We start from the raw sequence: 15,313 nt of genomic DNA, 5'->3' as shown, positions 1-15,313 counted from the left end.
TAAGGAAAGGACGAGTCAGATGGTAGAACGTGAACTTTCCGGTACCGATCTTTGCTTAGTGATGAGCAATGGTGTCGTCGACCGTGAAGCCTATCAATCTTTATATTATTTGTACCAGCCGATCATCGGCGTCAAAGCACTTGGACTTTATCAAACGTTTTGGAGCGAGATGATTCCAGGAAAAACAAAATCCCAATACATCTCCCATGCGGAACTCGGAACACTACTCGGTTTTTCCGTCGATGAATTCAAGGAAGAGTTATTCAAGCTAGAAGGCATCGGTTTGATCCGGACGTTCGAAGCGCGCCAAGCCGCGTATCGCTACATCTATCAAATCCGGGTGCCGCTCGCGCCGAACACTTTCTTGAATGACGGGGTGTTATCGAGTCTGCTATTTTACCGCGTCGGTGAAATTCGTTTCCGCTCCCTCCAGCATCGTTTCCGGACAGAACCGCTTCCGAAGAACATCGTTGATCGGACGGTCAGGTTTGATCAAGTGTTCGATGTGAAAGCTGGTCTTGCTTCCGCGCATCAGCCGAAAGCCTATGCCAAACAGGAACGAGCAGTATATGAATTTGATTATTCGTTTGACCTAGAAGAGATGAAGCGACAGACGGATCGTTTCTTGCCACGAACATTTTACTCAAAGGCAATCGATCATCTGCTCGTGAAGCTTGCTTACGTCACGCAGTCGAATGAAGCGCTGATGGCGGAACTATTGAATGCCCGTTTCCGCCACGAAGCGTACTTGCCGATGACCGATGCTGAGAAACAAGAACGTTGCAAACAGATGATGTTGTCAGCGAAACAAAAGCTCAGCCGAGAGAAAAAAGCGAAGGTCGCCTCACTCGACACGATTGAGGTCGGAGACGTTGAAGCGACGGAAACGATGGAAAGTACCCATCCGAAGCATTATGTCGCGAAGTTGCGAAAAGTCAAAGCATTGTCTGAACGGGATGAAGAATTGATCCAGCAATTGATCATCGATTATGAAATGTCATCCGGGATTGTCAATGCCGCCTACTACTATGCGCTTGTCGTCAAAAAAGACAATCGCTTCAGTAAGAACTTCCTCTTATCAATTGTTGATGATTGGAAACAGAAGGGATACGTGACAGCATCCGAGGCGCTGGCGAAGACACAGGAGCAGGATGACTTAATTGCGAAGAAGCAGGAGCAAAAACAAGAACGTGCGCGTCAGACTGTCGGTGGACGTCGGGGACGGACGAGCAATACGAACGGCGGTCCGAATCCGAAGTGGTTGCAAGAAGAGAAGGCGAAGCAGCAACAGTATGAAGCCTCTAAAAAAGCGAGTTTCGAAGCAGATGTTCCAGACGATGAAGAGATGGAACGAATCTTACGAGAACTGAAGGGGAACTAAAGGAGTCGGGACATGGAACATATCCAATCATCTATCGAAAAAATATTAAGTCGACCGGACGTCGCAGAATCGGTTCGAGCGATTCAACAACGGGTGTTGTCTCATCCGGGGGTCGTCATGTTCTTACGGACCCATCCAGAGATTGATCAACGGATGATCGAGCGGGGTATGCTCAAACTGAACGAATACGCGGAACAGATGGATGGGAATCGACTGATTGAAAGTAAAGCCGTCATCGAAGGCTATCAGCCGATCCTGCACGTCGAAAAAGGACAAATCGTCGTTTCATATGAAAAGTCGCAAGCACTCAAAGACCGAGAAGATGAACGTGCACTTGAGAAAAAGTTCAAGAGTCTGTTCCTGCCGGACGAAGTGCGCGATGCGAACTTCAGTGATTTTGACTTGTCGACGACGGACCGGAAGCTCGCTTTACGTGCGGCGTCGCAGTTCCTCAATCATCTGCGCTCAAAAGAGCATGTAAAGGGACTGTACCTGCACGGTAGCTTTGGTGTCGGGAAAACGTATCTCTTGGCTGCGATCGGGAATGCACTAAAGAAAGAACGGATTGCAACGATTCTTGTCCATGCTCCTGGGTTCGTCGCTGAAGCGAAACGGCGGATTCGGTCTGACTCGTTCGATACGTTTCTTGAAGGATTCCAAACGATTCCGGTCTTATTGATTGATGATATCGGCGCAGAATCGATCAGTCCGTGGGTACGAGATGAGTTGTTCGGAATCATTTTGCAATATCGGATGATGCATCGTCTGCCGACATTGTTCAGCTCGAACTTATCTTACGATGAACTCGAACTCCATTTTGGGATTACGAACGATCAAGGCGATAAGTTAAAGGCCGCACGATTGATGGAACGGATTCGGACGACGACACAACCGATCGAGTTCCTCGGTGAAAATCGACGTCGCTACTAATTTTCCTTGTCAAGGAAGCGACGGATTCGTTATACTAATGACACGTCAATAGACGATGCAACGATTGAGGATATGAAGTATGAAATGAACCAAACTAGCGAGAGAAGAGCGGTGGAAGCTTCTCATGGCATCATTCATGTCTTTACTCCCTCATAGCACGAACGGGGCTAATCCGTTTGCGCTTCACGCCCGTTAACGCGTGTTCGAGCCGAACCAGTATATGGTCCGGGAACGAGGGTGGTACCACGAGATTAAGACTCGTCCCTTTTTAGGGATGAGTCTTTTTTATTTTGTTAAAGGGGGAAACAGTCATGTCAAACATCGCACTTACATTTCCAGACGGCGCCGTAAAGGAATTCGCAGTCGGTACGACAGCAGAAGAAGTCGCTGCTTCAATCAGCCCAGGACTTCGTAAAAAAGCATTTGCTGCAAAACTAAACGGGCACGCAATCGATTACCGTCGTCCAATCGAAGAGGACGGTACAATCGAATTGATTATGCCGGATTCAGAAGAAGGGCTCGACTTGATTCGTCACTCATCGGCTCACTTGATGGCACAAGCCATCAAACGTCTATATCCGGATGAAACGATTCATCTTGGAATCGGACCGACAATCGAGAATGGTTTCTACTATGATATCGATATGGAACGTCGCCTGACAGAAGAGGATCTTCCGGAAATCGAGAAGATGATGAATAAAATCGCGGGTGAAAACTTGCCGATCGAACGCGAAGTCGTCTCTCGTGACGAAGCACTCGCGATCTATAAAGAGCTCAATGATCCGTTGAAAGTCGAATTGATCGAGTCGATTCCTGCTGATCAGGATTTGACAATTTACCGTCAAGGCGAATTCTTCGATCTCTGCCGTGGACCACACGTTCCAGCGACAGCGAAGCTACAAGTCTTCAAATTGATGAGCATTGCTGGTGCTTACTGGCGTGGCGATTCAAAAAACAAGATGTTACAACGGATTTACGGTACAGCATGGGCGACAAAAGATCAGTTGAAACAACATCTCCACTTCCTTGCTGAAGCAAAAGAGCGGGATCACCGTAAGCTCGGGAAAGAACTTGGCTTGTTCTTCACTTCTCAAGAAGTCGGTCAAGGACTTCCGATGTGGCTACCAAAAGGAGCAGCGATCCGTCGGACGGTCGAGCGTTATATCGTCGATAAAGAACTCGAACTTGGATATGAGCACGTCTATACACCGGTCCTCGGTTCAGTCGATCTATACAAGACATCGGGTCACTGGGATCACTATCAAGACGACATGTTCCCGAAAATGGAGATGGACAATGAAGAACTCGTTCTTCGTCCAATGAACTGTCCACACCACATGATGGTTTACAAGAATGAACCACGTTCGTACCGTGATTTACCGCTTCGTGTTGCGGAGCTTGGTGGCATGCACCGTTACGAAATGTCTGGTGCCTTGACTGGTCTTCAACGCGTTCGTTACATGGTCCTTAACGATGGACATACGTTTGTCCGTCCTGATCAAATGAAGGATGAGTTCAAAGCCATCGTTCATCTCATTCAAGAAGTCTATGCGGACTTCGGGATTACAGATTACAAATTCCGTCTTTCGTATCGTGACCCAGCGGATAAAGAGAAGTACTTCGATAACGATGCGATCTGGGAAATGGCGCAACGTGAGTTGAAAGAAACGATGGATGAGCTCGAACTCGAATACTTCGAGGCAGAAGGCGAAGCTGCATTCTACGGACCGAAGCTTGACGTTCAAGTTCGGACAGCACTTGGTAAAGATGAGACGCTTTCGACAGTCCAACTCGACTTCCTCTTACCAGAGCGATTCGAATTGACATACAAAGGAAATGACGGACAAGATCATCGTCCGGTCGTCTTACACCGAGGTGTTGTTTCGACGATGGAACGATTCGTCGCATACTTGATCGAAGAATACAAAGGCGCGTTCCCAACATGGCTCGCACCGGTTCAGGTGAAATTGATTCCGGTTTCTAAAGTTCATGAAGACTATGCCCGTGAAATCAAAGCGATCCTACTGAAGAAGGGAATTCGTGTTGAAACAGATTTCCGTGACGAAAAACTCGGATACCGGATTCGTGAAGCACAAGTCAACAAAGTACCAGTCATGCTTGTTTTAGGTGACAAAGAAGTCGAATCGCGCGAAGTCAATATTCGTCGCTACGGTTCAAAAGATTCAAGTAATGCATCACTTGAACAATTCGTCGCCGACTTAGAACAAGAAATCGCGAATCGTTCAAAATAATGATAGTCTCACGAAAGAGTTCGTCCTGCTGATGTAGGGCGGACTTTTTTTGTGATGTGATAATCAAAAGAAAGAAGCAGCATGCCGATGAAAAAGAGAGATCATTCAGCTAAATCTATCCAATATAACCGAAAAAATTTTTTCCTTTAATTGGATAAATGCTATAATAAACCTTTAGTAGATGTAATGTTTTGATATAAGGGAAAGGAAGTTACAAAAAATGAAGCAGACGACTCTTGCTGTGTTCATCGCATCTTCACTTTTGATTGGTATTCATCCGGGTGAAGTGAGTGCGGCGACGACAAAAAAGACGTACCGGATCACACCAAAAACAGAAGCAATTGACCCGACGATCCGTAAATATACGACCTATAACGCAAAGACGCGTAATCACTATACGATGCGCTCCTATTTGGAGCGTCTTGAAAAAGAGGGTGGCGGGACACTCGTCTTGACGAAAGGAACGTACCTGTCTCCACTACGTGTCGGTATTCCGTCCAATACGACGGTGATCTTGGAAGATGGCGTCATCATCAAGAAGACGACGGAAACGGGAACGACGAAGATTAGTTCGACGACTAGTGTATTTGATCTTGTTGCTCCATCCGTGTTGCGTTTGAACAAAAAGGTCGGAAAGTATGATGGCTCACAGAACGTTAAAATCATCGGGAAAGGGAATGCGCAAATCGACTTGAATCGATATACGCGTGGTTCAGCATTCGCCATTGCCCATAATCAAAACTTGTATATCGGCGGCATCACAGTACGGAATCAAAAAGGTTCACATGCGATGGAACTTGATGCGACGAAGAAGGCAGTCATCGAAAACATGAAATTCGTCGACGCCGTCATGATCCCGAATACCGGTCCGAATGAATCGATTAATCTCGATACACCAGACCCGATCACAAAGGGCTTCAACTGGAAGTGGTCGAAACAAGACGGAACGCCGAACGCAGATATCATGATTCGCAATAACCTGTTCCGTAATATCAACGTGGCAATTGGCACACATCAATACACAGAAAATAGATTACACACGAATGTCCGGATCGAAAAAAATACGATTGACGGAACAAAGGATTACGCGATTTCGATGATGAACTGGAAGAATCCGACGGTTCGTTACAATACGATTCGAAATGTGCACCGGGCGGATGGAAAAGCGATGACGATTCTCGGTAGAGGAGTTGTCGGAGGGACGATTCGCTACAATCGATTTGAAGATGCGGATCGGGCGATTCAAATGCAACCGTTCCAAAGCAATGGTTATGCTCCCATCTATAATACGTTTACGTCAGAACAAAAACGTTACATGCAACAAAATACGGTCAAGCAGGTCGGTCTCAATCAAATCGTCTTGTTCAAGAAACTCAATGAGTTCACGTACAAGACGGCAGAACGCTACGATTTCATCCCATATTAAGACATAAAAAAAAGCACCCAAGACGTAAGTCAAGGGTGCTTGTGTCATATTACGAACGCATTTGTTGCAAGAACGGTTCGATATCGACTTGAAGCGCTTCTGATAATTTCTGACCGAGTGAAGCATCAGCACGGTAGAAGTTACAGATTGCGAGCAAGACTGTGTTCTCATGACGTACTTGTTCGAGATCATTGACGAGGTTCTTCAGAAGAGCTGCTTGCTCGTCTTCTGTCAAACGACGGTATACTTCGCCGGCTTGACCGAAGTTGTTCGTTTTCTCGATTTCGAGACGACCATGTTTATCATCAAGTAACGGCTGGTTTTCTTCCGTATACTCTGGTGTTTCTTTTGGTTCTTCTTGATAACGGTTCGGTTCGTAGTTCACCGGACTCGTTTGCTGACCAACTGGCATTGCACCATCACGTTGGTAGTTATTCACTTGTGCGAACGGACAGTTAATCGGAAGTTGTTGATAGTTCGTTCCGATACGGTAGCGTTGTGTGTCCGAGTAAGAGAACAGACGACCTTGTAACAACTTATCTTCAGATGGCAGCATCCCTGGAATCAAGACACCTGGGTTGAACCCGACAGATTCCGTTTCAGCGAAATAGTTGTCGACGTTTTTGTTCAGTGTCATCGTACCGACGTGTTGGAACGGGATGACATCTTCAAACCAATCTTTTGTTGCGTCGAGCGGATCGAAATCGAACTGATCGACGTCAGCCGGATCGAGCACCTGTACGAACAGATCCCATTCCGGATAATCTCCGTCTTCAATCGCTTGGAACGTATCGTTTGAAGCATGGTTGAAATCTTTTCCTTGAATCTCTGTTGCTTCTTCAGCTGAGAGATTATGAACGCCAGCTTTTGGTACCCAGCGTAGTTTAACATAGACCGTGTTGCCGTGAGCATTCACCCATTTAAATGAGTGGACGGAAGAACCACGCATTTTACGGTAGCTTGCAGGAATACCTTCATCCGTGAAAAGGTGCATGAGCATGTTCGTCGATTCTGGACGAAGTGTCATGAAGTCCCAGTAACGATCGGGATCTTGAATATTCGTGCGTGGATCTGGTTTAAGTGAATGGACCATATCCGGGAACTTCATAGCGTCGCGAATGAAGAAGACAGGAAGGTTGTTCCCGACGAAATCCCAGTTTCCTTCTTCTGTATAGAACTTGACAGAGAATCCACGTGGATCGCGGAGTGTCTCTGGAGAATGCGTGCCGTGAATAACAGTCGAGAAACGGGCGAAGACAGGAACTTCTGTCCCTTCTTCTTGTAAAAACGCAGCTTTCGTGTACTTTTTCATCGAGTTTTTCACAGTGAAGACACCGTGAGCACCGAATCCACGAGCATGTACAACACGCTCAGGTACACGTTCCCGGTCGAAATGGGCCATCTTTTCGATTAATTGATAGTCTTCTAATAATGTAGGTCCACGACGTCCAGCCGTGCGTGAATTTTGATTGTCTCCGATTGGTACACCTTGATTGGTCGTTAATCGTTTTTCAGTCATCTGTTATTCTCCCCTTTATGTAAGATTACATTGATTATAAAACAATAATCATTCTAAATAAACAATTTTGCTTGCGAATGTTCTGAATCTTTTTGACATGTAGTGAATGTACCCGTGAAAAACAGGTTAGAAACTTCTTGCTTATCCGTTAAAGGATTGCTATTATAATCAAGTATGTGAGCAACGTTCTGTAAGAACATAGAAAGCGGCTTGACATCACGGGAAAACAAGTGCTATGATAGCAAAGTGAAATGACAACAAAGCAGAAGCATCCCGCTTCTCACCATGTATGACGACTCGTACTGGTTCATCATGAAGATACGCAATGTATAGCGATTGCTATGCTTTGACGTTCCTTATGAGTGTGGGCGGGAAGAACTGCCGACGCTTTTTTTATAGCGTTTTCTATCATTCATTTTTCGTGCATTGCACGATGGAGGTGCTAACCATTAGCAAAGATCTGTTAATCAATGAAAGCATCCGTGCCCGGGAAGTTCGTCTTATCGGAGCGGATGGTGCTCAACTAGGTGTCCAATCACGCAACGAAGCGCTACGTCTCGCAGAGGAAGCGGAACTTGACCTCGTCATGGTCGCTCCACAAGCGACGCCGCCAGTTTGTAAGATCATGGACTACGGTAAATACCGTTTCGAGATGCAAAAGAAGGACAAAGAAACTCGGAAGAATCAGAAAGTGATTCAGATGAAAGAAGTTCGTCTTAGCCCGACGATCGAGGAGAACGACTTCCAAACGAAATTCCGTAATGCGAAGAAATTCTTGGAGAATGGTAACAAAGTGAAAGCGAGTATTCGTTTCCGCGGTCGTGCCATCACTCACTCGGAAATCGGTAAACGCGTTCTCGAACGCCTCGCAACGGATTTAAGTGAGTTCGGTGTTGTGGAACAGAGACCGAAGATGGAAGGACGCAGCATGTTCCTCGTGCTTGCTCCTAAGAAAGAAGACTAATCGAATCGAAGTAGGAGGGAATCTCTCATGCCTAAAATGAAATCGCACCGCGGTGCTTCTAAACGTTTCAAACGTACTGCTTCTGGCAAATTGAAACGTGGTCGTGCTTACACAAGCCACTTGTTCGGTAACAAATCAACAAAAGCGAAACGTAAATTACGTAAAGCTAGCATGGTATCTACGGGTGACTTCAAACGCATCCGTCACATGATCGCGAAGTAATTTATCCAATCGTATACAGATTTAGGAGGGAATTTATATGCCACGCGTAAAAGGCGGATATACGACTCGTCAACGTCGTAAAAAACAACTCAAATTAGCTAAGGGCTACTACGGCTCGAAACATACACTCTTCAAGGTTGCGAAACAGCAAGTCATGAAATCTCTCATGTACGCTTACCGTGACCGTCGTCAAAAGAAACGTGACTTCCGTCGCCTCTGGATCACTCGGATCAATGCGGCAGCACGTATCAACGGTCTTTCTTACAGCCGCATGATGCATGGTCTTAAATTAGCAGGTATCGACGTTAACCGTAAGATGCTCGCTGACCTCGCAGTTACAGATGCAACTGCATTTGCTTCACTTGCTGACACAGCAAAAGCAAAATTGAACGCTTAAGTTCTACAATTCGTCGGGGAATTTAATTCTCCGACGTTTTTTTCGATTTAATGATAAAATAAGAAGGCACGTCGATGAGACGGTCATATGATTTTTTTAGATAGAAGGAGAATTAAAGATGGATTGGTTGACACTTTTTGAGATGCAAGAACAGTTGGATAAACGGATTCAGTCAGAACATCAATTGACAGGCAATCAATTCGACGAGCGTTTACTCGCCTTATTGGTCGAACTCGGTGAACTTGCGAACGAGACACGTTGCTTTAAGTTCTGGTCGAAGAAGGGACCATCCGCTCAAGTCACAATTCTTGAGGAATATGTCGATGGCGTCCATTTTCTACTCTCACTAGGTCTAGCGCTTGAATACAAGAAAAGTCATTTTACAGAAGGTGACTTCTATTTGACAGCAACGGATGCTTTTTTAGATGTCTATAACAAAACGAACGTCTTTGCGATTTCGCGGACGGAACAAAGTTATGACGTTCTGATTGGTGCATACCTTGCATTAGGTGCTACACTAGGCTTTACACAGGATATGATTTTCAAGGCTTACATTTCTAAAAATGAAGCAAACCATGTGCGACAAGACAACGGTTACTAAGGAGGAAATCAGATGAACGAACAATTACATATGCTAAAACGTCTCACGGACGCAACAGGTGTACCGGGAAACGAAAAAGAAGTCAGGAGCCTCATGCGTGAATATTTAGAACCTCATGCAGAAGCATTCCACCAAGATGGTCTCGGTAGTCTGTTTGCTGAACATAAAGGCGCAGGTGAAGATGCACCACGTGTGTTGATTGCTGGTCACATGGATGAAGTCGGATTCATGGTCACGAAGATCGATGAAAAAGGATTCCTTCGTTTCCAACCACTCGGCGGTTGGTGGGGGCAGGTCCTCTTGGCACAGCGTATGAACATTGTGACGTCATCTGGTGAAGTCATTCCAGGTGTAATCGGTGCAAAACCACCTCATGTTTTACCACCGGAAGCGCGCAATAAGCCGGTCGACATTAAGGACATGTTCATCGATATCGGTGCTTCATCAAAAGAAGAAGTCGACGGTTGGGGAATTCGTCCGGGCGATACGGTCGTACCACATTGCGAATTTACTGTGATGAAAAATGAGAACTTCTTGATGGCAAAAGCGTGGGACAACCGGATTGGTTGTGCCATCGCAATTGAAGCAATCAAACGCTTAAAAGCAGACGGACATCCGAACACGATTTTCGCGGGTGCGACTGTTCAGGAAGAAGTCGGGTTACGTGGGGCTCAAACTGTCGCACACTTGCTCAAACCATCAATCGCCTTTGCTGTCGATACAGGTATCCCGGGTGACACGCCAGGGATGACCGATCGTGAAGCATTGTCGAAATTAGGTGAAGGCGTTCAAGTCATCATGTTCGATGCAACGATGATCGCACATCGCGGATTGATTGATTTCGTGACGAAAGTTGCAACAGAAGAAAATATCAAGTATCAACTGGACTTAACACCAGGTGGCGGAACGGATGCAGCGAAGTTCCACTTATCGAATACAGGTGTTCCATCACTTGCATTGACTGTACCGATCCGTTACCTGCACACGAACGTCTCAATCATGCATAAAGCCGATTTCGAAGCAGCCGTCGATTTAGTCGTTGCTGTGACAAAACGTTTAGATGCGGAGACTGTCCAAGCGATCTACGAGGGGTAATAAAACAATGAAGCACATCGCATCAGCAAAGAACGAAATCGTTAAACAATGGAAAAAACTCTTAACGAAAAAAGGACGTCTGCAGACGAACCGTTTCTTGATTGAAGGAGAACATCTGATTGAAGAAGCTGTTCGCGCCGGAATCGTCAAGGAATTAATCGTGCGTGAATCGTACCAAGTACCCGGTTCTTGGAAACGAAATGCCGATGTCTTTACGATCGATGATGCCGTCATCAAAGTATTGGCTGAGACGGAAACGTCGCAAGGCATTTTCGCTGTCTGTGAGATGAAACAAGCTTCGGCACAATTAGAGCGAGGACGCTATCTGCTCCTCGATCGTCTGCAAGATCCAGGGAACGTCGGAACGATGATTCGGACAGCTGACGCAGCTGGATTCGATGGTGTCGTCGTCGGACCGGGAACAGTTGACGTCTATAACGGAAAAGTCATCCGTGCGACGCAAGGATCGCTGTTCCACCTACCTGTTATCTCCATGCCGCTCGAAGAGGCAGTCAATGCCTTGCACGAGCAAGGCATTGCGGTAATCGGAACGGCGTTAGAAGGGGCGACGTCTTATCAAGGAATCGCACCGATGGACGCACTCGGTTTAATCATCGGGAATGAAGCACAAGGCGTTTCGCCAGAGTTGCTCTCGTACTGTGATGAGCGTGCCTACATCCCGATTCGTGGTAAAGCAGAGTCGTTGAATGCGGCAGTAGCGGCTGGTATTTTGCTCTATCATTTTGCAAGCGTGGATTGAAACCGACAGGCGTTCATGCTAAAGTGAACATCAGGAATACATCATGGACGTTGATGGAACAGAGTACGTTAGGGAACGATTCAATCAGGGAGAAGCGGTCGTAGACTGAAAACTGCTTCGTGAATCTGCTAACCGAATTCACTCCGGAGTCGCACGAGAGATCGTGACGGGATGCGCCCGTTATCGCGCAATTGGAGGACTTTTCGATTGAAAAGTCAAACAAGGGTGGTACCACGGTGTTTACATCGTCCCTTCGGCATTTGCCGGAGGGACGATTTTTTATATCTTCAACTAAAGGAGTGGGAAAGATGCGCGAGCAATTAGAAGCATTACGCGATGAAGCGTTGACATTAGTCGATCAGGCAACGACACAAAAAGATCTTAATGACGTCCGGGTCAAGTATCTCGGGAAAAAGGGACCAATCACAGAAGTATTACGAGGAATGGGAAAGTTATCAGCGGAAGAACGACCAGTCGTCGGTGAGATCGCAAATACGGTCCGTCAAGCGATCCAAGAGCAATTGGAACAACGTCTGACAGCTGTCAAACAACAAGAAATGGATGCGAAACTGGCAGCGGAAGCAATTGACGTCACGTTACCAGGACGACCGAAAAAGGTCGGTCATGCGCACCTCTTGCAACAAGTGACGGATGAGATCGAAGACATCTTCGTCGGACTCGGTTACACGATTGCCGAAGGACCAGAAGTCGAGCAAGATCTCTTCAACTTCGAGATGTTGAATTTACCGAAGGATCACCCAGCACGCGATATGCAAGATTCATTCTACATCACGGAAGAAATTTTGATGCGAACGCATACGTCACCGGTCCAAGCACGGACGATGCTCGCTTCTAAAGGTGAACCGATCCGCATTCTCTGCCCAGGTAAAGTCTATCGTCGAGACGAAGATGATGCGACGCACTCGCACCAATTCATGCAAGTCGAAGGACTCGTCGTCGGAGAATCGATTTCGATGGCAGACTTAAAAGGAACGCTTGAAGCCTTCGCGAAGCAGATGTTCGGTGAAGCACGTGAAGTCCGCTTACGCCCAAGTTTCTTCCCATTCACAGAGCCGTCCGTCGAAGTCGACGTCTCGTGTTTCAAATGTGGCGGTAAAGGATGCAATATCTGTAAACAGACGGGTTGGATTGAAATTCTGGGTGCGGGAATGGTCCATCCTCACGTTCTTGAAATGGCTGAATATGATAGCACGAAAATGTCAGGATTCGCATTCGGAATGGGTATCGAACGGATCGCCATGTTGAAATACGGTGTCGATGATATTCGCCACTTCTATACGAATGACGTTCGCTTCAGCGAACAGTTTTAAGGGGGAACGCAGATGTTAGTCTCAAAACAATGGTTGAACGAATATGTGGATGTCAGTCACACGTCAGGACAAGATTTGGCTGATTTGATTACAAAGAGCGGGATCGAAGTCGAAGGCGTCGATGTCCGGGATGAAGCGTTGAACAATATCGTCGTCGGACGTGTGTTAACGAAAGAAAAACATCCAGAAGCAGATAAATTGAACGTCACGACGGTCGACATCGGACAAGACGAACCGGTTCAAATCGTGTGTGGTGCACCGAACGTCGAAGCTGGACAAGATGTCATCGTCGCACGTGTCGGAGCTCGCTTACCAGGTATTAAAATTAAACGTGCCAAATTGCGCGGTGTCGTCTCAGAAGGGATGATCTGTTCACTCGAAGAACTCGGATTCGAAAAGAAATATATCCGAGAAGATGAGCAGGACGGGATTCATACGTTCCGTGAACCAGTCACACCAGGACAAGACGTCTTGGAGTTACTCGGTCTACGCGATGAAATCCTCGAACTTGGGTTAACGCCGAACCGTTCGGACTGCCTCAGTATGTATGGTGTCGCACACGAAGTGGCGGCGCTTTATGATACGACACCGACTTTCCCGGTCGTTGAAGTCAAAGAAGCAGAAACTGCGACGGCAGTCGACGTGACGCTTGATTCAGAGGACTGCCCGTTCTACGCGGCACGAGAAATTCAAGGCGTGACGATTCAAGAATCACCGACTTGGTTAAAAAACCGTTTGATCGCGAACGGCATTCGTCCGATCAACAACGTCGTCGACGTTACGAACTTCGTTTTACTCGAGACAGGTCAACCGCTTCATTCATTTGATGCCGAAAAACTCGGAAAACGGATCGTCGTGCGTCAAGCGCGCGCAGGGGAGTCGTTCACGACGCTAGACGAAGTCGAACGGACGCTCGATTCTTCGATGCTCGTCATCACAGACGGGGAACGCCCGGTCGCACTTGCTGGTGTCATGGGTGGAGCGAATACCGAAGTTGACGGGAACACGACATCGATCATTTTAGAATCAGCTTACTTCGCACCGATTTCCGTTCGGAAGACGAGCCGTGTTCTTGGACTTCGTTCTGACTCAAGTGCCCGTTTCGAAAAAGGTGTTGATCCACGTCGTGTCTTGTTAGCACTCGATCGGGCAGCAGCTTTGATTGCTGAACTCTCGGGTGGAACGGTTCAAGCGGGTGTCGCTCAAGCCGGAACGCTCGAGCTTGACGATCATTTGATTGAAGCAAGTGTCTCATACATCAATCATCGTCTTGGTATGGAAATCGAAGGAACGGTCATGCAAACGTTACTCGAACGTCTTGGTCTCGGTGTTGAATTGTCGGGTGATGCCTTGACGGTCAGCGTACCGACTCGCCGCCAAGACTTGAAAATCCCAGCAGATTTAGCAGAAGAAGTCGCACGTCTTTATGGATATGATGCCCTGACTTCAAGCTTACCGTCTGAAGCGAGCCGTGGTTTTTTACCGAAACGGAACATCCACCGTCGTCATTTACGCCGGACATTGCAGGGAGCGGGTCTTTCACAAGCGATCACGTATTCATTGACGAGCGAACAACGCGCGATGCAATTTAATGAACGGGAAGATTTGCATCCGGTCAAACTGGCGATGCCAATCAGTGAAGCCCGTTCGACACTGCGGACGGCACTCATTCCGGGACTCCTTGAAGTCGCGCAGCATAACGTCGCACGACAGCATGCCGACGTTGCGTTTTATGAACTCGGCAGTGTTTATCTGCAACGGGATGCGTCACTTGAAACACTCCCGATCGAACAAGAAATGATCGGTGGTGTCGCAGTCGGTGTGTCAGAACAACACCGGGCGCACGGAACACTTGTCAAAACGGATTTCTTCGTCATGAAAGGAATCGTCGAGACACTCGCTGCTGTAGCCGGTGTCACGTTGACGTTCGAGGCAGCGAACATTCCATCGATGCACCCAGGACGGACGGCACGCATTCTGCTTGACGGAGAAGCGATCGGATTCGTCGGTCAAGTCCATCCTGGTCTGTCAAAAGAACAGTATGGTCTAAAAGAAGTGTACGTCTTCGAGTTAGAGGCGATGGTACTGCGTTCGAAGGAAGAGCAGGTCTATTCGGAAATTTCACGTTTCCCATCGATGACACGAGACTTAGCAATCGTCGTCGAACGTTCAGTGCCAGCACAAGCAATCGTTGATGTCATGACGGAAGCAGCCGGTCCACTTCTACAGACGATCGAATTGTTCGATGTCTATACGGGTGAGAACGTCGGAGAGAATGAAATATCATTTGCTTTCTCCCTCCGTTATCAAAACAAAGAACGGACGTTAGTTGATGAAGAAATCACGACAGCGCAACAGCGAGTCGTTGATGCAGTGAAAGAAACGTTCAATGCGGAACTTCGCGCATAATCAGGATAAACAAACAGCCGCTTTCC

Annotated in this window: 13 protein-coding genes; 12 read left to right on the top strand and 1 reads right to left on the bottom strand. The window is 47.1% G+C overall.

Annotated features, from left to right (window positions below):
• The first annotated feature begins 19 nt into the window (after window positions 1–19).
• The 4 genes from ESP131_RS14300 to ESP131_RS14285 all read left to right on the top strand — a co-directional run bounded on the left by ESP131_RS14300 (window position 20) and on the right by ESP131_RS14285 (window position 5,989).
• Window positions 20–1,381, top strand: coding sequence for a replication initiation and membrane attachment family protein (locus ESP131_RS14300; protein WP_023469021.1), 1,362 nt, complete (start codon window positions 20–22; stop codon window positions 1,379–1,381).
• A gap of 12 nt (window positions 1,382–1,393) precedes the next feature.
• Window positions 1,394–2,311, top strand: a complete 918-nt coding sequence (gene dnaI, locus ESP131_RS14295; RefSeq protein WP_023469020.1) for a primosomal protein DnaI — start codon at window positions 1,394–1,396, stop codon at window positions 2,309–2,311.
• 311 nt (window positions 2,312–2,622) lie between these two features.
• Window positions 2,623–4,563, top strand: a complete 1,941-nt coding sequence (thrS, locus tag ESP131_RS14290; RefSeq protein ID WP_029342321.1) for a threonine--tRNA ligase — start codon at window positions 2,623–2,625, stop codon at window positions 4,561–4,563.
• Between the two features lie 220 nt (window positions 4,564–4,783).
• Window positions 4,784–5,989, top strand: a complete 1,206-nt coding sequence (locus tag ESP131_RS14285; RefSeq protein ID WP_231925645.1) for a glycoside hydrolase family protein — start codon at window positions 4,784–4,786, stop codon at window positions 5,987–5,989.
• Between the two features lie 49 nt (window positions 5,990–6,038).
• Here ESP131_RS14285 and ESP131_RS14280 read toward each other — a convergent pair whose 3' ends face one another.
• A complete protein-coding gene (locus tag ESP131_RS14280) occupies window positions 6,039–7,508 on the bottom strand; it encodes a catalase (protein ID WP_029342319.1) in 1,470 nt (489 codons plus the stop codon).
• Between the two features lie 433 nt (window positions 7,509–7,941).
• Between ESP131_RS14280 and infC the strand changes: the two genes are divergently transcribed.
• The 8 genes from infC to pheT all read left to right on the top strand — a co-directional run bounded on the left by infC (window position 7,942) and on the right by pheT (window position 15,287).
• Window positions 7,942–8,472: a translation initiation factor IF-3 gene (infC, locus tag ESP131_RS14275; RefSeq protein ID WP_029342318.1), complete on the top strand. Its 531-nt coding sequence runs from the start codon at window positions 7,942–7,944 to the stop codon at window positions 8,470–8,472.
• Between the two features lie 27 nt (window positions 8,473–8,499).
• A complete protein-coding gene (gene rpmI / locus ESP131_RS14270; protein ID WP_023469015.1) occupies window positions 8,500–8,694 on the top strand; it encodes a 50S ribosomal protein L35 in 195 nt (64 codons plus the stop codon).
• 37 nt (window positions 8,695–8,731) lie between these two features.
• Entirely contained in the window at window positions 8,732–9,091 is a 360-nt protein-coding gene (gene rplT / locus ESP131_RS14265) for a 50S ribosomal protein L20 (protein WP_012371057.1), read from the top strand.
• Window positions 9,092–9,209: 118 nt separating this feature from the next.
• Window positions 9,210–9,692: a dUTP diphosphatase gene (locus ESP131_RS14260; RefSeq protein WP_029342317.1), complete on the top strand. Its 483-nt coding sequence runs from the start codon at window positions 9,210–9,212 to the stop codon at window positions 9,690–9,692.
• Window positions 9,693–9,704: 12 nt separating this feature from the next.
• Entirely contained in the window at window positions 9,705–10,787 is a 1,083-nt protein-coding gene (locus ESP131_RS14255; RefSeq protein ID WP_029342316.1) for a M42 family metallopeptidase, read from the top strand.
• The gene (locus ESP131_RS14250) at window positions 10,762–11,547 is read left to right on the top strand and encodes a TrmH family RNA methyltransferase (protein WP_371742152.1); all 786 of its coding nucleotides are present in this window, start codon (window positions 10,762–10,764) and stop codon (window positions 11,545–11,547) included. Before ESP131_RS14255 ends, ESP131_RS14250 begins: the two co-directional genes overlap by 26 nt.
• A gap of 308 nt (window positions 11,548–11,855) precedes the next feature.
• A complete protein-coding gene (gene pheS, locus ESP131_RS14245; RefSeq protein ID WP_035396564.1) occupies window positions 11,856–12,878 on the top strand; it encodes a phenylalanine--tRNA ligase subunit alpha in 1,023 nt (340 codons plus the stop codon).
• A gap of 12 nt (window positions 12,879–12,890) precedes the next feature.
• Window positions 12,891–15,287 (top strand): phenylalanine--tRNA ligase subunit beta, encoded by a 2,397-nt coding sequence (gene pheT / locus ESP131_RS14240; RefSeq protein ID WP_069940877.1) that lies wholly within the window; start codon window positions 12,891–12,893, stop codon window positions 15,285–15,287.
• The last annotated feature ends 26 nt before the right edge of the window (window positions 15,288–15,313 follow it).

The organism is Exiguobacterium sp. U13-1 (genome assembly GCF_001750115.1).
Taxonomy (GTDB): Bacteria; Bacillota; Bacilli; order Exiguobacteriales; family Exiguobacteriaceae; genus Exiguobacterium_A; species Exiguobacterium_A acetylicum.
This window is presented reverse-complemented; position numbering and strand designations above follow the sequence as displayed.